At 63.9% G+C, this 20,922-nt stretch carries 18 protein-coding genes; 8 read left to right on the top strand and 10 right to left on the bottom strand.

Annotation, left to right across the window (positions count from 1 at the left end):
- Window positions 1-10: 10 nt before the first annotated feature.
- Window positions 11-679, top strand: coding sequence for a DUF480 domain-containing protein (locus tag GEV05_00395; protein MPZ41866.1), 669 nt, complete (start codon window positions 11-13; stop codon window positions 677-679).
- 142 nt (window positions 680-821) lie between these two features.
- Here the strand turns inward: GEV05_00395 and GEV05_00390 are convergent, their stop codons facing one another.
- Window positions 822-1,184, bottom strand: a complete 363-nt coding sequence (locus GEV05_00390; protein MPZ41865.1) for a DUF1428 family protein — start codon at window positions 1,182-1,184, stop codon at window positions 822-824.
- A 39-nt stretch (window positions 1,185-1,223) separates the two neighbouring features.
- Complete coding sequence (locus GEV05_00385; protein ID MPZ41864.1) at window positions 1,224-1,607, bottom strand: VOC family protein; 384 nt, start codon at window positions 1,605-1,607, stop codon at window positions 1,224-1,226.
- Window positions 1,608-1,728: 121 nt separating this feature from the next.
- On the opposite strand from GEV05_00385, the gene GEV05_00380 reads away from it, so the two are divergent.
- Window positions 1,729-3,441 (top strand): amidohydrolase family protein, encoded by a 1,713-nt coding sequence (locus GEV05_00380; GenBank protein ID MPZ41863.1) that lies wholly within the window; start codon window positions 1,729-1,731, stop codon window positions 3,439-3,441.
- A 318-nt stretch (window positions 3,442-3,759) separates the two neighbouring features.
- Here the strand turns inward: GEV05_00380 and GEV05_00375 are convergent, their stop codons facing one another.
- The 7 genes from GEV05_00375 to GEV05_00345 all read right to left on the bottom strand — a co-directional run bounded on the left by GEV05_00375 (window position 3,760) and on the right by GEV05_00345 (window position 11,457).
- Complete coding sequence (locus tag GEV05_00375; GenBank protein ID MPZ41862.1) at window positions 3,760-4,884, bottom strand: hypothetical protein; 1,125 nt, start codon at window positions 4,882-4,884, stop codon at window positions 3,760-3,762.
- Window positions 4,885-5,277: 393 nt separating this feature from the next.
- Entirely contained in the window at window positions 5,278-6,510 is a 1,233-nt protein-coding gene (locus GEV05_00370) for a CoA transferase (GenBank protein ID MPZ41861.1), read from the bottom strand.
- A gap of 53 nt (window positions 6,511-6,563) precedes the next feature.
- On the bottom strand, window positions 6,564-7,994 hold the full coding sequence (locus GEV05_00365; GenBank protein ID MPZ41860.1) for a bifunctional 2-methylcitrate dehydratase/aconitate hydratase: 1,431 nt from the start codon (window positions 7,992-7,994) through the stop codon (window positions 6,564-6,566).
- 63 nt (window positions 7,995-8,057) lie between these two features.
- Entirely contained in the window at window positions 8,058-9,152 is a 1,095-nt protein-coding gene (locus GEV05_00360; GenBank protein MPZ41859.1) for a tripartite tricarboxylate transporter substrate binding protein, read from the bottom strand.
- 68 nt (window positions 9,153-9,220) lie between these two features.
- On the bottom strand, window positions 9,221-9,916 hold the full coding sequence (locus GEV05_00355) for a hypothetical protein (GenBank protein ID MPZ41858.1): 696 nt from the start codon (window positions 9,914-9,916) through the stop codon (window positions 9,221-9,223).
- Window positions 9,808-10,488: a hypothetical protein gene (locus tag GEV05_00350; GenBank protein MPZ41857.1), complete on the bottom strand. Its 681-nt coding sequence runs from the start codon at window positions 10,486-10,488 to the stop codon at window positions 9,808-9,810. The genes GEV05_00355 and GEV05_00350 overlap by 109 nt, the downstream gene beginning before the upstream one ends.
- A 195-nt stretch (window positions 10,489-10,683) precedes the next feature.
- On the bottom strand, window positions 10,684-11,457 hold the full coding sequence (locus GEV05_00345) for an enoyl-CoA hydratase/isomerase family protein (GenBank protein MPZ41856.1): 774 nt from the start codon (window positions 11,455-11,457) through the stop codon (window positions 10,684-10,686).
- Between GEV05_00345 and GEV05_00340 the strand changes: the two genes are divergently transcribed.
- Window positions 11,456-13,168, top strand: coding sequence for a hypothetical protein (locus tag GEV05_00340; protein MPZ41855.1), 1,713 nt, complete (start codon window positions 11,456-11,458; stop codon window positions 13,166-13,168). The genes GEV05_00345 and GEV05_00340 overlap by 2 nt on opposite strands.
- Before the next feature lie 195 nt (window positions 13,169-13,363).
- On the opposite strand, the gene GEV05_00335 is transcribed toward GEV05_00340, so the two are convergent.
- Window positions 13,364-14,413: a hypothetical protein gene (locus tag GEV05_00335; GenBank protein MPZ41854.1), complete on the bottom strand. Its 1,050-nt coding sequence runs from the start codon at window positions 14,411-14,413 to the stop codon at window positions 13,364-13,366.
- Window positions 14,414-14,617: 204 nt separating this feature from the next.
- Here GEV05_00335 and GEV05_00330 point away from each other — a divergent pair, with 204 nt between their 5' ends.
- From GEV05_00330 to GEV05_00310, 5 genes are all read left to right on the top strand, one after another.
- Complete coding sequence (locus tag GEV05_00330) at window positions 14,618-15,580, top strand: tripartite tricarboxylate transporter substrate binding protein (GenBank protein MPZ41853.1); 963 nt, start codon at window positions 14,618-14,620, stop codon at window positions 15,578-15,580.
- 294 nt (window positions 15,581-15,874) lie between these two features.
- Window positions 15,875-16,567, top strand: coding sequence for a hypothetical protein (locus GEV05_00325; protein MPZ41852.1), 693 nt, complete (start codon window positions 15,875-15,877; stop codon window positions 16,565-16,567).
- 109 nt (window positions 16,568-16,676) lie between these two features.
- Entirely contained in the window at window positions 16,677-17,666 is a 990-nt protein-coding gene (locus GEV05_00320; GenBank protein MPZ41851.1) for a tripartite tricarboxylate transporter substrate binding protein, read from the top strand.
- Between the two features lie 199 nt (window positions 17,667-17,865).
- Window positions 17,866-19,017: a hypothetical protein gene (locus GEV05_00315; GenBank protein ID MPZ41850.1), complete on the top strand. Its 1,152-nt coding sequence runs from the start codon at window positions 17,866-17,868 to the stop codon at window positions 19,015-19,017.
- 620 nt (window positions 19,018-19,637) lie between these two features.
- Complete coding sequence (locus GEV05_00310; protein MPZ41849.1) at window positions 19,638-20,798, top strand: hypothetical protein; 1,161 nt, start codon at window positions 19,638-19,640, stop codon at window positions 20,796-20,798.
- The last annotated feature ends 124 nt before the right edge of the window (window positions 20,799-20,922 follow it).

Raw genomic sequence — 20,922 nt, 5'->3', positions numbered from 1 at the left:
CCGCGGCCCTATGACCCTTCGGCCCCTCTCGCTGCTCGAGACGCGCGTGCTCGGCGTGCTGATCGAGAAACAGCACACCGTGCCGGATACCTATCCGCTCACGCTCAACGCGCTTGGCGCCGGATGCAATCAGAAGTCGAGCCGCGATCCCGTCCTGGATGTTTCGGAATCCGAGGTCCAGGCGGCCGTGGACGATCTGAAACGGCTTTCCCTGGTGATCGAGACGAGCGGCGGACGCGTCATGCGCTACGCGCAAAATTTCGGCCGCGTGCTCGGTGTGCCTCCTCAGGCGACGGCGTTGCTCGCGGCGCTGATGCTGCGCGGAGCGCAGACGGTCGGCGAGTTGCGGATCAGCTCCGAGCGCCTGCACCGGTTTGCGGACACTTCCTCGGTCGAGGCGTTCCTGCGCGAGCTCGCGGACAGGCCCGCCGGCGCACTGGTCGTCGAGCTGCCGCGCCAACCCGGCGCGCGGGAACCGCGCTGGGCACACCTGCTTTCCGGTCCGCCTGCCGACCAGCCCGCAGCCACCGCCACCATGGTATCCCCAGGGACCGAAACGCGAACGCCGGACGAGGTTGCGTCGCTGCGCGCGGAGGTGGCTCGGCTTGGCGCCGAATTGGACGCGATGAGGACGATTGTCGCCAGGCTGTGCAAGCAGCTTGGCGTCGACGCTACGTGAACTGCGCGCGCAACACCCGGATCAAGTCATTCCCATGTCAACGGGAATCCAGGAAGCTGACCTGGACTCCCGACTGCGCGGGAGTTGAATATCTCGATTGCAGATCGCGCAAGGAATGCGCAGTTCCGCACCGGCCGGTCGGTCAAAGCTCGACCAGCGTCTTGAACCCGCCCCAGAACATCCGCTGGCCGTCGAACGGCATGGCTTTCGGATCCATCATGTCCTTCAGGCGCGGGTCCTCCATCACGGCCGCATTGATCCGATCGCGGTCCTCGCGCGTCGCGTAGACGATGAAAGAAAAGACGACCGTCTCGTCGTCCTTCAGTTGCACCGCCTGCGGGAACGAGGTGACCTTGCCGGGCTGGACGTCGTCGCCCGCGCACTCCCAGAACTGCAGCGCGCCGTGCTCCTTCCAGACCTTACCTGCCTTCTCGGCCATTTCCCGATAGGTATCCAGCTTGCTGCGCGGCACGGGCACAACGAATCCATCGACATAGTGCGCCATCAAAATCTCCTTGGTCAGTGGTGAGTGGGGGGGGGCGGATCAGCCGGCATCCTGGATGATTGCCATGATGTTGCCTTCGCTGTCCTTGAACCAGGCAGCCTTGGCGCCGCCCGCGGTAATGACGCCGCTGGGGCTCTTCTCGCCATCCGGGATGTCGTAGTTTTCGAACTCGACGCCGCGCGCCTTCAGTTCCGCGACCTCGCGCTCGACGTCCCCGACCTGCCAGAACGCCTGGCTCGCCTTGGATGTGCCCGCATTCGGGGTCGGATAGAGAAAGCATGCAGTCCGGTCACCGAATTCATACACCACGCCACCGGCCACTTCCCGCTTGGGCTTCAATCCGAGCTTCTGCTCGTAGAACCGTCGGGCACGGGAAACATCCCGCACGGGAATATAGGCATGCATGGGGGAGCTTTGCAGCACGATCGCCTCCTTTGGTCCGTGTTCCGTCTAGTCGAATGGTTCGGGATCGAATCGACATTCCCGCACTTGCGCGAATGCCGCTGTTGCCTCACGATAGCCGGCAGCACGGAGGAGACCCGCGATGGCTTACGACCTGGTGATCAAGAACGGTACCGTGATCGATGGCTCCGGCATGCCGCGTTATCGCGCGGATGTCGCAGTGCACCGCGGCAAGATCGCGGCCATCGGACGTATTCGCGACTCGGCGAAGGAGGTGGTCGATGCCGAAGGCCACATCGTGGCGCCGGGTTTCGTCGACGGCCATACCCACATGGATGCCCAGATCTTCTGGGATCCGATCGGTACCTCATCCTGCTATCACGGCATCACGACGGCGGTGATGGGCAATTGCGGATTCACGCTCGCACCATGCGCGGCCAAGGACAAGCACATGGTCGTGCGCAACCTCCAGCGCGCCGAGGACATCCCGCCCGCTGCGATGGAGGCGGGGATCAAGTGGAGCTGGACCACTTATCCGGAGTACCTCGGCGCTCTGGAAGCGCTCCCCAAGGGCATCAACTACGCGAGCTACGTGGGCCATTCCGCGATCCGCACTTTCGTCATGGGCGATCGCGCCTTCGAGCAAGCGGCCAGCGAGGATGACCTGCGCGCGATGGAGCAGCACGTGCGCGACGCAATAAACGCCGGCGCTGTCGGGTTCACGACCTCGCGCTCGCCGAGCCACGAAACGCCGGAGGGGCGTCCAGTGGCAAGTCGCCAGGCGACCTGGGATGAAGTGCGCCGACTGGTCGGCGTGATGGGAGATCTGAACGCGGGTCTGTTCGAAATCGCGGGCGAAGGCGTGGATCGCAACGCAGGCGACCCGGGCGTACGCGAATGGCATACGCGGCTGCGCGATCTGGCAGTCGAGTCAGGCCGGCCGATCACCTTCGGCGTATTCGGACGCCGCACCTCGCCCGGCACGTGGAAGAAGTATCTCGACCTGCTCGACGAAACAGCCGCCATGGGCGGGCGTATGTTCGCGCAGGCGCACAGCCGCTCGCTCTCCGCCCTGCTCTCGTTCAAGACCCAGATGCCGTTCGACCGCTTGCCGCTGTGGAAGGAGATCCGGGCCCTGCCGATCGAGGAGCAGAAGCGCAAGCTGCGCGACCCCGCGCTGCGGCACAAGCTGATCGAGACTTCCGGCATGAACGACGGGCGCAAGGCGGTGGGCACCGAGGCGCGGCCCGCCGACTACGACTGGCTGTTCGTGTTCGACACGGTCGAAGGCCCGCACCGCTCGGTGGCCGAGGTCGCGCGCGAACGCGGTCAGCACCCGGCGGAGACGATGATCGAGCTTGCGCTGGAAAAGGATCTCGATCTCTTTTTCCTGCAACCCGTCGCCAACGAGGACCAGGACGCCGCGCTGGAGATCATGCGCCATCCGCGCAGCGTGACCACGTTCTCGGACTCCGGCGCTCACGTCTCGCAGCTGATGGATTCTTCGCTGCAAACCCATCTGCTCGCGCACTGGGTAAGAGAGAAACAAGCATTCACGCTTGAAAAGGCTGTCAGCATGCTGAGCCTGGTGCCCGCCACGCTGTGGGGCTTCCACGATCGCGGCCTGATCCGCGAAGGCATGGCGGCCGACATCACGGTGTTCGATCCGGAAACCATCGTGGCCGAAATGCCAGAGGTGGTGGACGACCTTCCCGCGGGCGCGCGCCGGCTCGTGCAGCGTGCGCGCGGCATGAAGGCGACCGTGGTGAACGGCGAGGTGCTGCTGCGCGACGGCAAGCACACGGGGGCGCTGCCCGGAAGACTATTGCGCGGACCGCTCGGTCAGCGCGCGTAGCCGGCTTCTCGGTCTGAGAGGGACGGTCGCGAAGTTCGCCGTGCTCGTCCTCTCAGGTACAGACACGATCGGAATCGTATACGTTGCCGTCCGCGGCGATCTGGTCGCTCGCAGCGCAGCCGTTCTCGGTGATGTAGATCTCCTTCGGCTTCCAGATCGAGTGCGTTCAGGAAGGCATCGCTGTACCGGAGAGACGGCAAATATCATACGGGAGTAGTCGGTCCTGTGCGCTCTAACGCCGCGCATCACCGGGCGGAGCCGGCGGCGAAGCACGCCGGTGACGGTCCGTGTGCATGCGCTTGTTAGACCGCTTTATCACTATGTGTCTTGCCGCCATGAATTAATTGCATTCAATCGACCCTCGCGGTTGGCCAGCCATTCGCGCGCCCAACGGACCGCCGGTAAAAGGCTTGCTGCCGTGACTTCTGCAATGACTTCGACACGGCATGTCTCTTCAGTAAGCACGCCATCTTCGAGAAACGACGTAGACCCATGTGACGCACGGCGAAGCAAGATCATTGGTCGAAATCGAAATTGGAGCAAAGTTGCCAGTTCGGCTATATGACCTGAGGCCTCATCATCCACAATGATGAGGAAGCTAGAAAACATGACGGCGGCGAATAATTTCTCTAGGTTTCGCTGGATTGGCAGATCAGGAGAGTCTTTCAATAAGAAGGGCGAATAGCCAAGCTTCTCGAGGGCGCCAGCGATTTCCTTAAAACGGTCACCAGTTGCGTACGATCCAAGGAGTAGAACGTTTTGGTCGACTGGTCCTTCAAGAGAAGCAAGGAAGTCTGCGAAGTTCCAATTGGGCAGGGCATTCGGAAGCTTTAGTGCAGCGGACGATAGATCAGTAATGGCCAATTCACGAATCTCTGCCTCGGGTTTAGGCAAGAAGGACCGGGCGCCGAATACACGGGCCCACTCTGTAAATTTGACTTCGGGTTTACCTGCGACGACGTAACCATTCGCTATGTTGACAGCGAGGATACCGCCGTCCGATTGAACTTCAAAAGGAACATCTCCTCCCGTGAACTGAGCATGAAACCCTTGAGGGGCATGCTGGCTCATAAATTCGGCACTTGCGAAGGTAAGGCCATGAAGCGCCGCGTGTCCGGACAATCGCCAGGTGACCGAAGAAGAATCGGTAGTGCCTGGAAAGAGGAGAGTCTCTAGCTTGGTATTTGAAGCAACGGCAATCAGGCCCGGTTCCCGATCGCTTTTCGGCTGCGCCTCGTTGCCATTGATCTTTAGCGTTGGATACCGTTCTCGGCTGCGAAACTCTACCGCAAGCCGCCCCCGAGGATCCGCAACCGCGAGCACGAATGATGTGTGCTCTATGCAGGGCGGAACAAAAGCGCGGGATTTCCTCGGAAGGGTGTCCAAGACGTCGAGAAGTGCCTGGCGATACGTCTGTGCAAAGGCTGCAATTTCTTGTGGCATGGCAGTTGTCAGTAGCTTGTTGCGGCGAGTCTGGGCAGCGCGGTCTAATGTGAATTTAACCGCCCTCTGCCGCCTTACAAAGCGACAGCTGGCGCTGTCCCGCCAGTCTACGCCCATGCAATCAACATGATAAGCCGCCGTTGCGATATTTTTCTGAGACTGGATAGGCTGCACCCGGATACTGATTTTATATACAGGTTCGACGCCGCTCGCCTCTCCTGGTTTCTACCACCCGAGAGCCGGCCTCGTTCTCGTGGCATTCCTCCCTGCCGCTTCCGAGCAGCGTGCCGAGAGCCGCGGAGGCAAATGATCCAATCTTTCACCAGCGCGGATAGGTGACGGCACGAGCAGCCCCATTCCGAGCAAAGGCACGGGGTTCCCTTCGTCCGCCCCCTAGCCGTCGTCGTCGACCGGCTCCGCTGCCTCCAACACCCCCTCGTCGATCAGCGGCTCGATCTCGGCATCCGTCATGCCGAGAATGTCACGACAGACTTGTCGCGTGTGCTCGCCGATGAAGGGCGTGGCCCAGTTGCGCGCGGCGGTTGCGCGAGAGAGTCGGAACTCCGAGCGCTGCACCACATGGCGGCCGATCTTCGGCTTGTCGTAGTAGACGAAATGGCCGCGGTGCTGCAACTGCGGATCGGCAAGCACGCCCTTGTTCGGATGTACCGCGCCCGCAGGCACGCGCGCGCCTTGCAGCGCATGCACGAGCGCATCAGCGTCCCATTCGCGCGTGACTTCCGCAAGCAGCGCTTCGAGCTCGTCTTCCTCGCGCTTGCGCCCGAGCAGCGTCGAAAAGCGCTCGTCCTGCATCCAGGCCGGATCGCCGAGCGCCTGCCGCAGCGCGACCCAGTGCGCATCGGTCATGCAGGTGATCGTGACCCAGCGATCCTCGCCCCGACACGGAAAGGCGCCATGCGGCGCCGCCGCCTCGTGCCGGTTGCCCGTGCGGCTGTCTTCGCGGCCGTTGTTGGCATAGTCGAGCAGCAATGGCGCGATGAACTGCAGCGCGCTCTCGAGCTGCGACATGTCGATATGCTGGCCGATGCCGGTGCGCCGGCGGTAGTCCAGCGCGGCCAGGATGCTGGTGAGCGCAAAACGCGGCGCGATGAAATCGGTATAGGCACCATACGGATTGGTCGGATCGCGATCGGGCCAACCGGTGATGCCGGTCAGGCCGCTCAGCGACGAGAGCACGGCGCCGAACCCCGGCAGCTTCGAAATCGGTCCGCCGCGACCGAGCATCGAGGTGCTGAACAGCACGATGTCCGGCTTGATCTTGCGCAGCTCCTCGTAGCCCAGGCCCAAGCGCTCCATCGTTCCAGGCGTGAAGTTCTCGGTCACCAGGTCCGCCCAAGCCACCATGCGCTTGACGATGTCGATCGCCTTCGGGCTGCCGAGGTTCAAGCCCAGCGCGTACTTGTTGGCGCTGTAGGCTCCGTAATACCCGCTGCGGTTGAGGCCCTTGCCAGGCGCCAGCGGCGGTGACGTGCGCAGCGGATCGGGACGTTTTCCTGACTCCACCCGCACGACCGTTGCGCCATACTCGGCGAGATAGCCGGTCGTCATCGGCCCGGACGCGACCCAGCAGAAGTCGAGAACCTTCAGATTTGCGAGCGGCTGCATGCGTCGTCCGGTCGACTCACTATGATCTGTTCACTCGGCTTTTCGTCGCGCCTTCATGGACACAGCATGTCGACGAAGCGGTCCACCGCGGTTGCGTCCAGCCGCTGCGGATCGTCGTACAGGGCCTGGATCTCGGCTTGACGCTTGGGCACATAACGTCGCGTGAGGCTACTGCGCACCTTGTTCCTGAGCGTCGGCATGAATTCGGCGCGCCGGCGCGGATGGCCCGCCGGATACTCGACCTCGACCTTGGGCGTATGCGTTCCATCGTCGAAGAATACCTGGACGGCGTTCGCGCTCGTGCGCCGCTGCGAATCGTAGAAACCTTCGCTGTAGGCCGGATCCTCGGTGATGATCGTCTTCGCGCGCAGCCGGTCGACGCGCGGGTCGGAGGCGAGAGCATCCTCGAAGTCTCTCGCGTCGAGCCGCCCGAAAATCAGCCCGACCGCGATAACGTACTGCGCGCAATGATCGCGGTCGGCCGGGTTTTGCAGCGGCCCGGTCTTGTCCATGATGCCCATCAGGGCGCGCTGGCTGCGCACCTCGATGCGGGCGATATCGGCAATCCGGTCCCTCACCAGCGGGTGAAGCCGCAGCGCGCATTCCACCGCCGACTGTCCGTGCATGCCGGCAGCGACGAACTTGAACATCGAGCTCTGGATCACGTAGTCGCCATAAGGTCGCTGAAACTTGAACGCCTTGCCGCCGAAGCGCGCTTCGTAGAATCCGTAGCGCTTCGCCGTGAGCACCGAGGGATAGCCCATTTCGCCGGCCCGCACCATCAAGGCAAGCCGCACGGCATTGAAGTTCGCATCGGCCGCAGCCCAGCTCTTGCGCCAGCCGGTATTGGGCGCGTGCCGCACCACCGCAAGCGAACAGTCCACCCACGCATTCGATACAGCATTGACGATCTCCTCGCGCGTGCCGCCCAGCATGTGCGTGAGCACCGCTGAGCCGGCAACGCGGGTGAGCGTCGGATGATCGATGGCGCAGTTCTGGAAGTCGTTCTCGATCGCGATGCAGCCCTGGATCTCGTAAGCCTTCACCAGGTAGTGGAGCACGTCGCCCATTTGCAATGGCGCATCGCCGCGCGCGCTGCGATAACGGCTCAGATGGTCGGCGAGCATCAATACGCCACCGAGGTTGTCCGAAGGGTGGCTGCCCTGCGCCGCGGTGAAGGTGTCGTTCAGATCGAGCCAGCGGATCATCGCGCCGAAGTCGAACGCCGCCTTGGCCGGATCGAGCTGGTACGCCGTGCCGGGCACGCGCGCGCCGTGCGGAACGATCGTGCCGTGCACCACGGGCCCGAGCAGCTTGGTGCATTCGGGATAGTCGAGCGCGTCGAGCGCGCAGGCAATCGTATCCATCAGGCTCGACCGCGCGGCATCCAGCGCTTGCTGCGACGGCTTGAAGTCCACGACGTAGTCGGCGATGTCCTGCAGCTCGCGATCGGGCTCGGGGCGCGTATTTTCCGGTGCGCTCATGTGCGGGTCGTCCTTGCTCGGCTGAAAATACGATCGGCGGATGCGGCAATGACGCGGCGCTTTCTACTGCGCCTTGATCCCCGCCTCCTGGATCACGCGCCGCCACGTGGCGAGCTCGCGCTTCAGATGTGCCGCCGCATCGGCCGGGCTGCCCCCGGTCGGCTCCAATCCTTGCCGGGCCATCGGTTCGCGCACGTCCTGATCTTTCAGTGCTGCTTGGACCGCAGCATTCAGCTTCGCGATGACGGGCGCAGGCGTACCGGCCGGCGCCATCAATGCGTACCACGAGCTCATTTCGAAGCCCGGGTAACCCTGCTCGGCAATCGTTGGAAACTGGGGCGCGGCCGAAGAACGTTTCAGGCCGGTCGTGCCCAGGCAGATCAGCTTGCCCGCCTTGATGTGCGGCAGGGTCGCGGCTACGCTACCGAATATGACCTGCGATTCGCCGGCCAGAACCGCGGCGGCGGCCGGGCCGCCGCCCTTGTACGGCACGCTCACCATGTCGATCCCGGCAGCCTGTTTGAACAGCTCCGCAGCCAGGTGCACGGGGGTACCGTAGCCCGCGGTAGCCGCGTTGATGCGGCCGGGATTCGCCTTGGCATAGGCGACGAATTCCTTCAGCGAGCGCGCCGGCACGGAAGGATGAACCACGAGCAGGTACTGCGCGTCCGCCACCAGGCTTACGGGCGCCAGGTCCTTCAACGGGTCGTAGGGCGTCGGCATCAGCGCCGGCGTCATCGCCAGCGATGAAATGAAGCCCATCAACAGGGTGTGGCCGTCGGGTGCGGCGCGCGCAACCAGGTCGGTGCCGACGATGCCGCTGCCCCCGGGCCGGTTGTCCACCACGAACTGCTGTCCCAACCGAGCAGCCAGCGCGGCAGCGAGAACTCGCGCCAGCGTATCGGTGCCCCCGCCCGGCGACGTGGCGACGACCAGGCGCACCGGCCGGCTGGGATAGTCCTGCGCATACACAACGGGAGAGACCGTGACTGCGATCGCGGCGATCGCCAGCGAGCGAGCGGCGGCACGACTCATCGCCACGGCGAAACGACCCATCGCCGCGTCGGGACGGCCGGTCGCCACAACCGAAGCGAAGCCCGGCGTCATTCGCCCGCGAGCCGGAATCCAGAACGAGCGAATTGTTCTCCGAATTGGCATGACATGTACTCCGTACCCGCCCGAATCGTCACCAGGGTCTCGGGCAAAAACCGCATTACGCCGCCGCTTCAAATCACGCCGGCGCTTCGAAGCCGAACCAGATCGCTGCGCGCGAGACCCAGCTCACTCTCGAGGATCTCGGCGTTGTGCTCGCCGAGCCGCGGGGGCTTTCCGCCGCCCTGGAGCGGCGTCGCGCTCGCCCGCGCAAACGGGCCAAGCGTGGTGAGCTTCGTATCGAATTCGGGGCACTCGACCGAACGGAAGAACCCGCGCGCCTCGAGTTGCGGGTTCTCCAGGATGTCGCTCATTGTCGCGACTGGGAAGAGCAGAATGCGCCGCTCGATCGCGCCGTCGAACAGTTGTTGCTTGGTGCGCTCCATCAGGAAGCGCGACACCGGGGGAACGACCCGTTCCAGCGTCTCGTTGGTGATCGTCCCGTAGCCCATCGCTTTGAAATCGAGACTCAGCAGATACTCGTCCGGCGACCCCTCGTCGGCCATCCAGCGTACGAAGTTGTTGACGCTCTGGCCCGACGATGCGCCGCCCGAGAACTGGAAGTTGACGAATCCGTCCTTGCACGGCCAGGTGATGCGCATGAAAGTGTCGGTGCCCGTTTGCCGATACGATCCCTGGCGCACGATGACCGCGCCTTCCATTACGTTCGCCGCAAGTGAATTGGCGAGTGAGCGCGCGACCGCCTCCTGGCACGAGACATCGACATGCTGGCCTTGGCCGGTGAGCGCACGCTGCGCGTTGGCGAGCATGGCGCCCGCCGCCGCCGCCGCCGAGCCGTGCAAGTAGAAATGCGGAAATCCGACGCGCAACGGCGCGCGATCCGGGTCGCCGGTGACGTACATATGAATCCGCCCAGGCCCATGCCGACCAGGTCCGAGGCGAGCCAGGTCGCATAAGGACCGGTCTGGCCGAACGGCGTGATCGATACCACGATCAGGGCCGGATTGATTGCGGCCAGCCGCTCGTAGCTCAATCCCAACGCGGCCATCTCGCCCGGCCGGCCGCACTCGATGACAAAATGCGCCGAAGCGACCAGGCGCTCGAACAGCGCTCTTCCGTCGGCGCACGCGAGGTCGAGCGTGATGCTGCGCTTGTTCGCCGCGTACGACCACCAGAAGAAGCTCCGATCCGAACCGGGTTCGTCGCCGAGGAAGGGTGCGAGTCGTCGCGCGCTGTTGCCGGCAGGCGGCTCGACCTGGATCACGTCCGCGCCCAGGTCGGCGAGCATCTTTGCGCACAGGAGCCCGCGCTCGTCGGTGAGGTCGAGGACTCGGTAAGGAGCCAGCATTGTCATTGTAGAAGGCGCGGTTGGACGAGACATGCGGGTGCGGCACAAGCAATGCGAGCGATCACGGCAAGCATGGACAACGACCGTGACATGGTATCAGCAAGGGTGGGCGGCCTGGTGTCATGTCATGGGTCCAACGCGAAGAATGCTCCTGGCAACGGCGCTGCGCGTGCCGCCACGCAGGCTGTTACTGCCTTGAGGCATGCCACAATCGGCGAGCAGCGGCGCTCAGCGCCCTTTGAATACGGGCTTGCGCTTTTCCACGAACGCGCGCTGAGCCTCCTGGGCATCCTCGGTATGCGACAACTGCACGGTGATGTCCTGCTCGAAGCGGTAGCCGTCGCGCTGCGGCATGTTCTCGCACACGTTGTAGGCCTTTTTGGCGAGCCGCATGGCCATCGGGCTCTTCGAAGCGATGCTGCGCGCGATCTGCATCGCTTCGTCCATCAGCGCCTCGCGCGGCACGCAGCATTCGATCACGCCGAGGCGGTACATCTCCTGCGCCGAGATCCGCTCGCCGGTGAATATGATGCGCCGGCCGCGCGACTTGCCCACCAGGTGCGAGAGCATCGCGGCGCCGCCCGCCAGACCCACGTCGATCTCCGGCATGCCGAATACGGCGTTGTCCGAAGCGAGCATGATGTCGCAAGCGGCCATCAAGCCGAAGCCCGCGCCAAGTGCCGCGCCGTTGACGGCCGCGATCACCGGAATGGCGCACTCGCGGATGCAGTTCGTGTACTCGCGCGCGACGCGATTGTGCCGCGCGTAGTCGCCCGGCTCCCTGACGATGCCGCGGCGCTCCTTGATGTCCGCGCCGGCGGAGAACACGTGCCCCGCGCCGGTCAGGACGGCCACGCGCACGTCGTCGCGATCGTTGAACGCGTCGAAAACTTCCATGATTTCGGCGCGGAACTGCGAGTTCTGCGCATTGACCGGCGGACGGTTCATGATCACCGTGGCGATGAAGTCGCTGACCTCGACCTGAACGAATTGAAGCGCCATGACGGTTCCTTGTTCCGAGTACGAATCGATCGGCCGATTATGCCGGAGCGAGCGCAGCCGCAGCGAAGCTTCTCCTCCTCTCACGAGGAGGGGTGCCGGCGAAGGAGGCGGGGTGGTGTGGTTTATCGTCGCCACAAGACCACCCCGTCCGCGACATTCTCGCGTCCAGCCCCTCCTCGACAAGGAGGGGCCATTGGTACGGAGTTCGCGCCGGAGCCCCGTGGGCGGATGTCGACGTTCGCGTTCTGGACTCGCATTTGACACCCCCCACCCGCTGCCCTATGTTGAGGAAACGCGTGCGGCCGAGGGCTTGCGCCGGCGTATCCACCGAAGGAGAGTGAACATGGGCGCATGCGAACAACGACTGGCCAAGTTCGTTACCGAGACGAATCCCGACACGATCCCACCGGAGTCGTATCGCGCGGCGCTGCAGGCATCGTTCGACTGCATCGGGGTTTCGCTCGCCGGGGCCGCCCAACCGCAGGGCAAGATGATCGTCGATTTCGTCGATGCCCAGGGTGGCAATTCCCAATGCACGATCATCGGCAACAAGCTGCGCAGCTCGCCGTACCTTGCCGCGCTCGCCAACGGAACACTCGGGCACGCGCTCGACTACGACGACATGGGCGGCTTCGGCCATCCCACGGTGGCGCTTCTGCCGACCGCGCTCGCCGTGGGTGAGCAGCTCGGAAGATCGGGTCGCGACATTCTCACCGCCTACGTGCTGGGATTCGAAGTGGCGGTGCATCTCAACAAGGGCTCGGAAAACGTCCAGGGCCTCACCGGCTTTCACTCCACAGCGGTTTTCGGAACCATCTCCGCCACGGCCGTCGCCGCCCGGATGATGGGGCTCACGGCGCAGCAGACGGTGATGGCGTTCGGCCTGGCGGGCTCCATGCCAAGCGGCATCCTGCAGAATTTCGGCTCGTATACGAAGCCGTTGCATGCCGGCATGTCGTGCCGCTCCGGCGTCATGGCCGCATCGCTGGCGAAGCAGGGCTGGTTCGCGACCGATGCGTTTCTCGATAGCCGAGTGGGCTGGGCGCATGCGTACATCGGCGAGAACCGCTACGACCCGGAGAAGATGACGGCCAACCTCGGCAAGGCCTGGCACAGCAAGGACACGATCGTCATCAAGAAGTATCCTTGCTGCGGCTCCAACCATGGTGCGCTCGATTCGCTGATTTCGATGCTGAAGGAGCACGACATCAAGCTCGACGATATCGCACGCGTGGAGGTCGACAACGTGCCCGCGATCTCGCACGTGCTGCTGCACCCCAACCCCGCGCAAGGCTATCAGGGCAAGTTCTCGCTCCACTACAACATCGCCACCGCGCTGGTCGACCGGAAGATCGACATCGACAGCTTCACCGACGCCAAGCTCAATCGTCCGGAGTACCGCGAGGCGCGCGAGAAGACACGCGTCAACGTGATGAGCAATTGGGATCCGGAGTACGAGCACGGGCCGACCTACAACCCGGTCACCATCACGCTCAAGAACGGCGAGCGGCTCAGCAAGCGCACCAACCGGCGCACCATGCACGGCGCTCCGGCCGATCCGCTCTCCGAGCAGGAACTGAAAGACAAGTTCCGCAGCTGCGCGCGCCTGTGCCTGCCCGAAAAGCAGGTGGAAGAAGCGATCGATTCCTGGTGGAGCCTCGACCGCGCGCCCAAGCTCACGGAGGCGTTGAAGTCCGTGACGCCGCGCTGAGACGCATGCGTACAAAGCTTGTCACCATACCACCCTCGAGCGGCAAGCCACGGAACTGCGAACGCCTCCAGAGCCGCATGACGCCGCTGGAAGGCATCGCCCGCGGCGAGATGGCCGTGGCGGAGGGCCGGGTGGTATCGCATGCCAAGGCCAAGGCTCGCATGGCTCGATGGCTGAGATAGTCTGGACGTAGCCCTATGCCAGCGGCAAATACACCCGCCGCCCTTCGCGGCTGGAGATGTGCACGGCTTCGGTGAAATCCATATAGTTCACCGCGTCGGCGAACGACGTTCTGCGCACCGGCTCCTGGCCGCGGATCGCACTGATGAATTCCTCCTCCACGCGCCAGCGGTAGGTCCTGTCCGCCGGGATGGCGATCGGCTGCATCTCCTTGTCACCGCGCTTCCCACCCGACAGGACGAGATTGTCGCGTCCCCGCAGCTCGAGCCGAAGCGTGCCCTCGGATCCGTACAGCCATGCGTCCGGGCCGGGCATGAAGCCGGCCACCGAGCTCAGGTGCAAGCGCGCGATCGCGCCGTTGGCGAGGTCGGCCAGCACTTCGACATGGTCCGGCACCTCGACCGCCCGGCGCTCACCGCGCTCCTGGTCCAGGCGGTACGCAACAGCCACGCGCGTGCGCGCCATGACGGCCTTGGCCGGGCCGACCCAGCGCGAGATGCACTCGTACCAGATGCCCATCGACATGATGTTCATGCCGGAATAATCGCGATTCATGCGCCAGTGCAGCGGCGCATCGCGGTCGAGCCAGCCGCTCGGCACTTTGAGGTCGAGCGACTGCAATTCGCCGATGTAGCCGTCGGCCAGCAAGTGCATCACCATCGGGTCGACCGTGAACGTGGTCGGTCCCGGCACGACCTGGGTCACGAGCCCGGGCCGTGCGCACGAGGCGGCGAGCATCTGGCGCGCTTCGGTCGCGTTCATCGCGATGCGGGCCTCGGTGAGGACGTGCTTGCCGGCGGCCAGCGCCGCGAGCGTGATCGGACAATGCATGTACGGCCAGGTGCCGATGACGACGGCGTCGACGCCCGCATCGTTCACCAGCGCCTGCCAGCTGTCGTGCACGCGCGGGATGGCGAATTCCTTCGCCGCCTGCTCCGACGAGGCGCGCGAGCGGTTCACGACCGACGCGATCTCCACGCCGGCGATCTTCTTCAGGTTCGGAATGTGGTAGCGGCGCGTGTTGGCCCCGGCGCCGACGACGCCGATGCGGATGGGATCGGGCATGACGAATTCCTCTCGAAAGGTAGAACGACCCGCGCATCATAGCCCAGCGCTCAGCGTCCGCCGAGCGCAGCGTTCCGGCACGGCGTCGAGGCGGCATTGCGCACTCGCGGTTTACGCCTCGGAGCGAGCGGCCTATATACTCCGGGTTGTAAGCTATCCGGCGCGCGTGCGAATTGGCGTGCAAGCGCAGGCAGGAATCTGTCCATGATGCGACCATCCATGTGGCTGCCACTGCTGCTTGCGTTCGCAGCAGCGGCCGGCGCGCAATCGTATCCCACCAAACCGATCCGGCTGATCGTGCCGTACACCCCCGGTGGCGATACCGATACCGTCGCACGCCTGATCGCGTCGAAGCTGAGCGGGGCCCTGAAGCAGCAGGTGATCGTCGAGAACCGGCCGGGCGCCGGCAGCCTGATCGGCACCGAGGCCATGCTGCGCGCGCCGGCCGACGGCTACACGCTCGCGATGGGAACGATCAGCTCGCTTGCCGTGCTGCCGGTGACCAAGGTGAACGCGCCGTACGATCCGTTGCAGGACATCGCGCCGATCGTGCTCGCTACGATGGTGCCGTATGTGCTGCACGTCCATCCCTCGATTCCCGCCCGCTCGGTCGCCGAATTGGTCAAGCTCGCCAGAGCGCGCCCGGGCCAGCTGACCTACGGCACGCCGGGAATCGCAACCGGCATTCATCTCACGACGGAATACTTCAGCAGCGTCGCCGGCGTGAAGCTCGTCCACGTGCCTTACAAGGGCAGCTCCAGCGTCGTGGTGGATCTCATTGCCGGGAACATCTCGTGTGCGTTCTCGACCTTCAGCACCACGCGCCAACACCTCAGATCGGGCAGGCTGCGCGCGCTCGCGATCGCGGCCAATACGCGCTCGAAAGATTTCCCCGGCGTACCGACCATGGCCGAGGCCGGCTTCCAGGGCTTCGCAGCCGCCACCTGGCACGGCGTGGTGGCGCGCGCCGAAACGCCCGCGGAGATCGTTGCGAGGCTCAACGCCGAGATCGCCCGCATTCTGAAGTCCGGAGACGTGAATTCCACGCTCGTCACCGCAGGGTTCGATGTCGGCGGTGGCAGCGCCGAGGACTTCAAGCGCTTCGTTGTGAGCGAGATCGAGAAGTGGAAAAAAGTCGCGACGGTCGCGCAGGTGCGCCTGGATTGATGGTGCCGCAAGCAAAGGGGGAAGGAATCATGCCGGCAGGAACAAAAGAAGTCATCGCCAGCGCGCAGCAAGGCAACACGCATCGCCCGTCTGAAGCAGAAGTACGACGAGGCCGCCATCGACAACGGCCTGCGTCTTCGCCCCGACGATTTTCTCGACGAAGTCGAATGGCGCGACCGTATCGATCAGCACTACACGCGCTCGTGGCTCGAGTTCACTTACGGCGGCCTCTTCACGCGCAAGAATCTCGACGACCGAACCCGGCTGCTCGTTACTATCGCGCAGTTCCTGGCGATGAACGAAATGGAGGAGCTCGAGCGCCAGATTCCCAGCGCCTTGGCCGCCGGGGCCACGCCGCGCGAAGTGCTCGAAATCATCCTGCAGTCCACCGTTTACATCGGCTACGTCAAAGCGGGGCGTGGGGCCAAGCTCTGCGTGCGGGTGCTCGAGCGGCTCGGGCGCCTGGATGAGCTCACCGGCACGCAACTGCCGCTGGATGGACGCATGCCGCAGCGCTCGCTCGAGACCGAGCGCGCGAAGTGGACGGCCGCGAAATCGGCCGACGAGGCCGCGTGGCGCGAGCGGATGATCGAAGCGTATGGCTGGAAAGGCGTCAGCACCCGCATCCGCACCCAGAATCACCAGAGCAACGACGGCATCAATACCTACGATCGGCTCGACCCGCACTACCTTCATCTCTGGTACGACTTCATCTACGGCGAGATGTACCCGCGCTCAATCATCGACGATCGTACGCGGCTGCTGATGATGGTGGGCATCTGTCTTGCACTGAACGAGCCGGTGCAACTGGAAAACCACATTCGCGGCGCAATGCTGCTCGGCGCCACCCCGCGCGAAGTACTGGAAGTGATCGTGCATTCCACCGCCTATTGCGGCATGCCCACAACCGTGCAGACGGTACGCGTGCTGGAGCGCGTCGCCCGGGAAGAAGACCGTCTCGCCGAGCTCGGTGGCGAATCGCGTTAGGCGTCTTGCTGGTCCGATCGGCGGCCAAGCGTAGAATCGCTCGGCAACGGCTCGTTGCATCGGCATCGATGCGGCGCGCAGCCGCTCTCTTGGCGAAAGGGGACAATCGATGAAATCGCTCCGCCGGCATCTTGCCTGCATCATGGCTCTCGTCGCCATGGGTCTCGTCGCACTGGCATCGATATTCGGCGCGCACGCCGCCGAATATCCGGTCAAGTCGACCCGGCTGATCGTTCCGTTCTCGCCCGGCGGCTCCAACGACATCATGGCGCGAATCGCCGCGCAGAACTTCACCGCAGGCCTCGGCCAGCAGGTGATCGTGGACAACCGGCCGGGCGCGAGCGGCATCGTCGGCACCGAGCTCGCGGCCAAGGCGCCGCCGGACGGGTATACCCTGCTCATGATGAGCCTTACGTTCACGGTCAATCCCAGCCTGTATCGCAAGCTGCCGTACGACACATTGAAGGATTTCATTCCCGTCAGCCTGATCGCCTCGGCGCCCTTGATGCTGGTTGTGAACCCGGCGCTGCCGGTGAAGTCGTTGAAGGAACTCATCGACTATGCCAAGGCCAATCCCGGCAAGCTCAATTTCGGTTCCGGCGGCCGCGGCACTACGCCTCACCTCGCCGGCGAAATGCTCAAGGCGATGGCCGGGCTGCAAATGACGCACGTGCCCTACAAGGGCGGCGGGCCGGCGCTCGCCGATCTCGTCGGCGGCCAGATCCAGCTCATGCTCGAGAACATCCCGAGCACGCTGCCGTTCGTGAAGGCGGGCAAGCTGCGCGCGCTCGCGGTTTCGGGCAAGAAACGCTCGCCGCTCGTGCCCGACCTGCCGACGCTGGACGAAGCGGGACTGAAGGGCTACGAGATCGTCGGCTGGAACGGATTGTTTTTCCCGGCCGGCACGCCGCCGGCGATCGTCAAGACCATCCATGCGCAGACGGTGAAGATGCTGGCGCAGCCCGATGTGAAGGAGCGGCTTGCGACGCTCGGCGCCGAACCCGTCGGCAACTCGCCCGCCGAGTTCGCCGCTTTCGTCCGCGCCGAGATCGCCAAGTGGGCGCGCATCGTCAAGCAGGCCGGGCTGAAGGCGCAATGATCGACGTGTGACGGGAGCGCTCGACGCTCGCCAATTTCACGTACGGACCTCGCTCGTCGCGAGGCGAATGCCGTATGGCCTGTATCGCGACCGTACGCCGCGCGTGAACTCCCGTCGAGATCGCGAGTCACCAGCTTTGCGACACCTGGAAACGTTTGGACTACGCGTCTGCCATTCCAACCGACGAGGAGGCCAGGACATGAACCCATGCATCGCACACGCCAAGAGCACGCTGTTTCGTACGGTTGCAACATTCGGCTTCGCGGCGCTGATCGCGCTGGCTGCCGCGACAGAAGCGGCCGTCGCGGCGGCGGATTTTTCCGGCAAGCAGATCACGGTGATCGTTCCCTTCAGTGAAGGCGGCGGGACGGATGGCTACAGCCGTCTCATGGCGCCGTATTTCGAGAAGTATCTCCCCGGCCATCCGACGATTCAGGTCGTCAATCGGCCGGGCGGCGGCGGTCTTACCGGCGTCAACTTCTACGACGCGACGGCCAAACCGGACGGTATCACGGTGCTCGCGCTTTCGACCTCCGCGCTGATGAACTACGCGCTGGGCGACAAGCGCGCACGCTTCGAGATGAAGGACTTCGTGCCGGTCATCCTTTCTCCGCGCAGCAGCGTGCTGTACCTACGCGGCAGTCTCGGTATCCAGGACGAACCGACGCTGAAGGCGAAGATCGATAAACTGCGCAAGATGGGCGCTGAGAAGCTCGTCTACGGCGGCAAGACGCCCACGTCGAGCGGTCTCACGTACACCATCGCGCTGGATCTGCTCGGGATCGACGTGAAGATGGTGTTCGGCCTGGGCGGCAATGGGCCGATGGCGCTCGGATTCGAGCGCGGCGAGTTCACCATAAACTCCGACAATGTGCTGGCATATCTCAACCAGCGCAAACACATGATCAAGAGCGGGCTGGCGGTTCCACTCTTTACCTTCGGCGTCATGAACGAGGACGGCTCGATCAGCCGCGATCCGGCCCTGCCCGACGTGCCCTCGTTCAACGAGGTTTACGAGGCCTACTACGGCAAGCAGCCCTCGGGCGCCGACTACGAAGCCTGGAAGTCCCTCATGTCCATAAGCGTGCCGCTGTCGAAGTCTTGGAACCTCAAGGCCGACACGCCACCCGAGATCGTCAAAGCCTGGCGCGACGCGGCGAGAAAGGTGTACGCCGAGGTCAGCAAGAGTCCCGCCGGCCAGCAAGTCTTCGGTCCGTACAAGAATCTCTTCGGCGATGCCGCAACCGCCATCTTCCGGGAAAACACCACGCTGAACCCCGCAGCCGCCAAGTGGCTCACGGCGTACTTGAAAGACAACTTCAACGTCACCATCGCGGCGAGGACCGACTGACGTCCGGGTAGAAAGTACTCGCGCAAGCGAGGAAAAGGGGATCCGGCTCTCGAGTCAGGCTCGATCTTCGACTGCCGCCTGTGTCGTTGCGGCAAGCCGAAGCAATCGAGCCTGATCTCTTGCACCTTACTTTTTGCTTTCTTCTTTCCCGCCACGCTCTGCCGCGTGGCCTATGCAGCGCACTGCAACGTCATTTTCTCCGCGTAACGGCACCGGTTTGCAACAGCACATGCTGCATTGCTCGAGCCGCGCCAGCATGACGTACGGACTCGCGCCCAATCGGGATAGCGAGGAGAGTGGAAATTGCTCACGTGCATTTACGGATGCCCGAGCCGAACGCGTTGTCCTATTCTGCTGACATGCAGCTCGCGCGCGACTCGCGGGTTCGCAGGCAGGGTCTGCTTGGCTAACGAGGATTCACCGAGCGTGCGATCCGATCGCTGGCGAGTGCCGTATGGACTGCACCGCGATCGGGCATGGGACGCGAACCCCGATAGCAGATTACGAGTCATCAGTGTTTTCATCATCAGCCTTTTCAGCATCCGTCCTTCACACGCAAAGCATTCGTCGCATACATCGCAAAGCTATGCGTTGGCCATTCCATCAAAGGAGACGCGGATATGAATCCATGCACCAGACTCGGCACCGGGCTGTTTGCCACCGCTGCCACACTAGCCTGTTCGGCATTGCTTGCATTTGCGCTCATGACTACGACAGGCACGGCGGCGGCGGCGGAAGTCGATTTTTCCGGCAAGACGATCCACGTGATCGTTCCCTTCAGTGAAGGCGGCGGCACCGACGGCTACAGCCGCCTCATGGCGCCGTACTTCGAGAAACACCTGCCCGGCAATCCCACCATCCTGGTCGTCAATCGACCGGGCGGCGGCGGTCTTACCGGCGTCAACTACTACGACGCGACGGCCAAGCCGGACGGCCTCACGGTGCTCGCGCTTTCGACCTCGGCCCTTTCGAACTACATGCTCGGCGACGAGCGCGCGCGCTTCGACATGAAGGATTTCGTGCCGATCATCCTTTCGCCGCGCGGCATCACGCAGTATGTGCGCGGCAGTCTCGGCATCCAGAAGGAGCCGACCTTGAAGGCGAAGATCGAGAAGCTGCGCCAGCTCGGAGCCGACAAGCTCGTATTCGGCGGCAAGACCCCGACCTCCGGCGGCCTCGCGCTGAACACCGCGTTGAGTCTGCTCGGCATCGAAGTGAAGGCCGTGTTCGGCCTGGGCGGTAATGGCCCGATGGCGCTGGGTTTCGAGCGCGGCGAGTTCAACATGAACTACGACAACACGCTGTCGTTTATCAACAACCGGGCCTCCATGATCAAGAGCGGCATGGCGGTGCCGCTGTACACCTTCGGCGTCCTGAACAAAGACGGCACGATCAGCCGCGATCCGGCCCTGCCCGACGTACCCACGTTCAACGAGGCTTACGAGGCCTACTACGGCAAGAAGCCCTCGGGCAAGGGCTACGAAGGATGGAAGTCGCTCATGGGCGTGAGCGTGCCGCTGTCGAAGTCGTGGAACCTCAAGGCCGAAACGCCGCCCGAGGTCGTCAAAGCCTGGCGCGACGCCGCCCTCAAGGTGTACGCCGAGGTCAGCAAGAGTCCCGCCGGCCAGAAGGTCTTCGGTCCGTACAAGAACCTCATCGGCGAGGCCGCGGTCGCCATCATGCGGGAAAACACCACGCTCGAACCCGAATCCGCCAAGTGGCTCTCGGCGTACGTGAAAGACCACTACAACGTCACCATCGCGGCGAGAACATCCGACTGACGCCGCACTAGAAGAAGCGCACGCCCAGCGAGCCCGGCAAAGCATGCCGGGCTCGCACGCGTCGAAACCCTCTGCCTCCATCCTGTCCGCCCGCGCGGGTCCGGCAGTCGTCGCGCTCTCGTTT

It is taken from the genome of Betaproteobacteria bacterium (assembly GCA_009377585.1).
Taxonomy (GTDB): Bacteria; Pseudomonadota; Gammaproteobacteria; order Burkholderiales; family WYBJ01; genus WYBJ01.
This window is presented reverse-complemented; position numbering and strand designations above follow the sequence as displayed.

Coding starts and splice junctions, on each gene's coding strand:
- GEV05_00370 (MPZ41861.1), bottom strand. CDS start 6,510: ATGCAGCCGCTCGCAAATCTGAAGGTTCTCGACTTCTGCTGGGTCGCG.
- GEV05_00340 (MPZ41855.1), top strand. CDS start 11,456: ATGACGGTTCCTTGTTCCGAGTACGAATCGATCGGCCGATTATGCCGG.
- GEV05_00350 (MPZ41857.1), bottom strand. CDS start 10,488: ATGTCTCGTCCAACCGCGCCTTCTACAATGACAATGCTGGCTCCTTAC.
- GEV05_00390 (MPZ41865.1), bottom strand. CDS start 1,184: ATGGCGCACTATGTCGATGGATTCGTTGTGCCCGTGCCGCGCAGCAAG.
- GEV05_00380 (MPZ41863.1), top strand. CDS start 1,729: ATGGCTTACGACCTGGTGATCAAGAACGGTACCGTGATCGATGGCTCC.
- GEV05_00310 (MPZ41849.1), top strand. CDS start 19,638: ATGAATCCATGCACCAGACTCGGCACCGGGCTGTTTGCCACCGCTGCC.
- GEV05_00345 (MPZ41856.1), bottom strand. CDS start 11,457: ATGGCGCTTCAATTCGTTCAGGTCGAGGTCAGCGACTTCATCGCCACG.
- GEV05_00355 (MPZ41858.1), bottom strand. CDS start 9,916: ATGCTCGCCAACGCGCAGCGTGCGCTCACCGGCCAAGGCCAGCATGTC.
- GEV05_00360 (MPZ41859.1), bottom strand. CDS start 9,152: ATGCCAATTCGGAGAACAATTCGCTCGTTCTGGATTCCGGCTCGCGGG.
- GEV05_00335 (MPZ41854.1), bottom strand. CDS start 14,413: ATGCCCGATCCCATCCGCATCGGCGTCGTCGGCGCCGGGGCCAACACG.
- GEV05_00320 (MPZ41851.1), top strand. CDS start 16,677: ATGAAATCGCTCCGCCGGCATCTTGCCTGCATCATGGCTCTCGTCGCC.
- GEV05_00375 (MPZ41862.1), bottom strand. CDS start 4,884: ATGCCACAAGAAATTGCAGCCTTTGCACAGACGTATCGCCAGGCACTT.
- GEV05_00330 (MPZ41853.1), top strand. CDS start 14,618: ATGATGCGACCATCCATGTGGCTGCCACTGCTGCTTGCGTTCGCAGCA.
- GEV05_00365 (MPZ41860.1), bottom strand. CDS start 7,994: ATGAGCGCACCGGAAAATACGCGCCCCGAGCCCGATCGCGAGCTGCAG.
- GEV05_00315 (MPZ41850.1), top strand. CDS start 17,866: ATGAACCCATGCATCGCACACGCCAAGAGCACGCTGTTTCGTACGGTT.
- GEV05_00325 (MPZ41852.1), top strand. CDS start 15,875: ATGAACGAAATGGAGGAGCTCGAGCGCCAGATTCCCAGCGCCTTGGCC.
- GEV05_00395 (MPZ41866.1), top strand. CDS start 11: ATGACCCTTCGGCCCCTCTCGCTGCTCGAGACGCGCGTGCTCGGCGTG.